The 3,526-nt window shown below is 68.7% G+C and carries 4 protein-coding genes and 1 pseudogene; 4 read left to right on the plus strand and 1 reads right to left on the minus strand.

Translation table 11 applies throughout. From position 1 onward, the window contains the following. Together SREC43747_RS0118900 and SREC43747_RS22100 are read left to right on the plus strand one after the other, a co-directional pair. Nucleotides 1-683: RDD family protein (locus SREC43747_RS0118900; RefSeq protein ID WP_236623277.1), on the plus strand; the 683-nt coding region annotated here is incomplete at its 5' end. Between the two features lie 236 nt (nt 684-919). Continuing rightward, complete coding sequence (locus SREC43747_RS22100) at nt 920-1,906, plus strand: DUF2752 domain-containing protein (protein ID WP_236623278.1); 987 nt, start codon at nt 920-922, stop codon at nt 1,904-1,906. Between the two features lie 45 nt (nt 1,907-1,951). Here SREC43747_RS22100 and SREC43747_RS0118915 read toward each other — a convergent pair whose 3' ends face one another. Next, nucleotides 1,952-2,347 (minus strand): DUF4190 domain-containing protein, encoded by a 396-nt coding sequence (locus tag SREC43747_RS0118915; RefSeq protein ID WP_029722950.1) that lies wholly within the window; start codon nt 2,345-2,347, stop codon nt 1,952-1,954. 97 nt (nt 2,348-2,444) lie between these two features. Between SREC43747_RS0118915 and recO the strand changes: the two genes are divergently transcribed. Continuing rightward, nucleotides 2,445-3,260 carry a DNA repair protein RecO gene (gene recO / locus SREC43747_RS0118920; RefSeq protein WP_029722951.1) on the plus strand — a complete coding sequence of 272 codons (816 nt, stop codon included), beginning with the start codon at nt 2,445-2,447 and terminating at the stop codon, nt 3,258-3,260. Nucleotides 3,261-3,316: 56 nt separating this feature from the next. Continuing rightward, nucleotides 3,317-3,526: pseudogene (locus tag SREC43747_RS20840) on the plus strand (hypothetical protein); the annotation flags it as partial.

Here is a 3,526-nt window from a genome sequence, read left to right on the forward strand (position 1 = left end):
TTGAAGAGGGAGCATTCGTGACGAACCCCTACGGTCCTCCGTCCGGTCCGCAGTCCTTCGGGCAGCCGTCAGGTGGGTTTCCACAGCAGCCCGGTCAGCCGGTTCCGCAGTACGGTGCCCCCGCTGGTGGGGCTTACCCGCCGGGGTACCACCCGGTGGGTGAGTTGGCCCCGTGGGGCACGCGGGTGCTGGGCTACCTCATCGATGTCGGAGTACCCGGTGCCATCGCTTCGGTGTTGGCGATCGTCCTCCTGGCCGTCGCTTTCGGATCCATCAGCACCGGAAGTGACAGCGGTGCCGTGATCGCCGGGATCGCCTTCCTGGTGGTGTGCGTGGTGCTACCGCTTGCCGGTGCAGCTCTCCAGATCTGGAATTCGGCGTACCGCCGGGGGACCACCGGTCAAACGTTCGGCCAGAAGATGGTCAAGATCAAGACCGTCAGCGAGGAGACCGGTCAGCCGATCGGTTTCGGCAACGCGTTCCTGCGCGACCTCTGCCACGTGGTCGACAGCATGGTCTGCTACGTCGGTTACCTGATGCCGCTGTGGGACGGAAAGCGGCAAACTTTGGCTGACAAGATCGTGCGGACCGTGGTGGTGCGCGTGAACGGCCAGGCCGGACCCGTCCAGCCCGGTTGTCCGCAGCAGCCTGGGATCCCCCCGTTGCCCGGATACGGCCAGTGACGGCGCCCGGGCTCGCCGCGTGAGCTCGCCGGGCGGTTCCCGGTCGGATACCGGAGGCCGCCGGCCCGCACCGTTCCGGTCGCTCCTGTTCACCACCGGAACTGCTTTGCTTTCCCCGTCGAGGAAGTGCCGTGACCAGTCCTCGTGGTACTCCGCCCGAGCCGCAGTCCTCCGACTGCTCTGCGAAAGGAGTTCCGCAACCCGGGCAGCTCGGGTCGTCGCAGCCCGCTCGGTCGGTGCCGCAGTGCGGCGCCCCCGCAGAGGGGAATCCGCCCGGTCATCACCCGGCGGGTGAGTTTGCCCGCTGGGGAACACGAGCCCTGGGGCATCTCATCGACGTCCAGATACCCGGTACAGCTGCTTCGGTGCTGATGCTCGTCCTCCTGTTCGCCACCATCGCGTTCATCAGCAGCGGAAGCGACAGCGCTCTCGCGCTGGCCAAGATCACCCTCTTGCTGGGGTGCGTGGTGCTCCCGCTCGCCATGACCGCTTTCCACCTCTGGAACCTGGTGTATCGCCGGGGAACCACTGGTCAGTCGCTCGGGCAGCAGGTGGTCAAGATCAAGACGGTCGGCGAGCGCACCGGTCAGCCGCTCGGTTGCGGTCGAGCGTTCCTGCTCTACCTCTGCCGCGTGCTCGACGCGTTGGTCTGCTACCTCGGGTACTTGGCGCCGTTGTGGGACTCGAAGCGGCAGACTTGGGCGGACAAGATCGTGCGGACCGTGGTGGTGCGCGTGGACTCCCAGCCCGGGGGCCGCAGCACCCCGACTACCCCCGGAAGTTCGAACATGACCGGTAGGACTGATCCATTCCGTCGGGTGGTGTCGCTGCTCCGGCGGATGCCGGAGACCACTCGGCTGGTCGCCACCTTGGTGCCGCTCGGTGCCGTGCTGGCCACCGGGATCATCCCGTTGCCCTGCCCGTTCCGCTTGCTCACCGGGTTGGATTGCCCGTTCTGCGGGGGCAGCCGCATGCTCGGTGCGCTGCTGCAGGGCGACTTCGCGCGAGCGCTGGACTTGAACGCGTTCGCCATGCTCGTCGTGCTGCCCGTGGCGGTCGCCTTCGTGCTGGCCGGTGCCGCGCGGGAACTCGGCCACCTGCAGCGGCAGTGGCCGGCCGGGCGGCTCGGGCGGGTGTTGAGCACCGCGCTGGTCTGCTCGATCGTGCTGTGGGGGATCGTCCGCAACATCCCGGTGGAACCGTTCACCGTGCTGCGGGCCTGATGTTCCGGCCGCCGAGTCGGTGCGGCGCCAGCTCGGCGAGGTCGCCTAGCCCAAATCCCGCTGCACCTCGGGATCGAACACGCCCAGGAGCCCCAGCACGAGGAAGACCAGCACGACGAAGTAGAAGGCGGACACCGCCCAGCCGATGATGATCCCGGTCAGCGCCATGCCGTCGCCTTGGTACCGGGTCGGCTGCCCGTTGATCTCCCGCCGGCCGATGTGCCCCATGACGGCCGCTGCCGGCCCCAGCAGCAGACCCACACAGCAACCCAACAGCGCGATGATCGAAACCACCAGCGAGGCGACCGCCAGCGGATGGTTGCGCGGCCCCACGACGTACATCACCCCGTAGGGCGCCGCCGGCGGGGGCGCCGCCGGGAGCGGGCCCTGGTGCTGGTAGTTCCCCGAATACGGGTTCTGCGGATCGTACGGGTTGGTCATCTGCCCTCTTGGTCCGTGGCGGTGACTGCAAGATCACTTCGACAGGATTCTCGCCTGCCCCGACCGGGCGTCGGTGCGCAGGTGCGACGATGGGGAGGTGAGCCTCTACCGGGACACCGCCGTGGTGCTACGGGTGCAGAAACTGGGGGAGGCCGACCGCATCATCACGCTGCTGACCCGGCGGTACGGCAAGATCCGGGCGGTGGCCAAAGGTGTGCGCCGGACGACCTCGAGATTCGGCGCCCGCGTCGAACCGTTCAGCCACGTCGACGTGCAGCTGTACACCGGGCGCACGCTGGACGTGATCACCCAGGTCCAGACCGTCGACGCGTTCGGTGCGCACATCGTGGACGACTACCAGCGGTACACCACCGCGTGCGCGGTGCTGGAGACGGTGGACCGGCTTGCCGCGGAGGAAGGCGAGCCCGTGCTCCGGCTCTACCTGCTGGCAGTGGGTGCGCTGCGGGCGTTGAGCGGCCGGGAGCGCGATCCCTCCCAGGTGTTGGACGCCTTCCTGCTGCGGGCCATGTCCTTCGCCGGGTGGGCCCCGGCGCTGCTCGAGTGCGCTCGGTGCGGTGCGCGTGGCCCGCACAGCGCGTTCAACGTGCCCTCCGGCGGAGCGGTGTGCCCGCAGTGCCGGCCTGCCGCTTCGGTCCGGCCCTCGGCGCAGACGCTGCCGCTGATGGCGGCGCTGCTGCACGGCGACTGGGACCAGGTGGACCGGGCCGACGCCGTGGCACGCCGGGAGGCCAGCGGTCTGATAGCCGCCCACCTGCAGTGGCACATGGAGCGGCAACTACGGTCGTTGCCGCTGGTGGAGCGGAGCGCCCCGGCGCTGGTCCGGGAACGGGCCGCCAGCGGGCGAGCACTGCCAGTTGCTGATCCTGACGCTGACCACCGCCAGAACGAGTGATGTGGGTGGGGAAGAATGTGCACCCGATCCCCAGCTCGTTGAAGGAGAAAACACCTATGCTGCGACGCCGTGGGCGAGGCAAGGACGACCCGAGCGTGCGGCCACCGGACCCGCATCCTTCCGGAGCGAAACCGCCAGCGTTACCGCCCGAACTCGTGCCCAACCACGTCGCGGTCGTGATGGACGGCAACGGCCGCTGGGCGAACCAGCGCGGCTTGCCCCGCATCGAAGGCCACAAGCGCAACCACTTTGCCAAATGGTTGGTG

This window comes from Saccharopolyspora rectivirgula DSM 43747, from assembly GCF_000497205.1.
GTDB lineage: Bacteria > Actinomycetota > Actinomycetes > Mycobacteriales > Pseudonocardiaceae > Saccharopolyspora > Saccharopolyspora rectivirgula.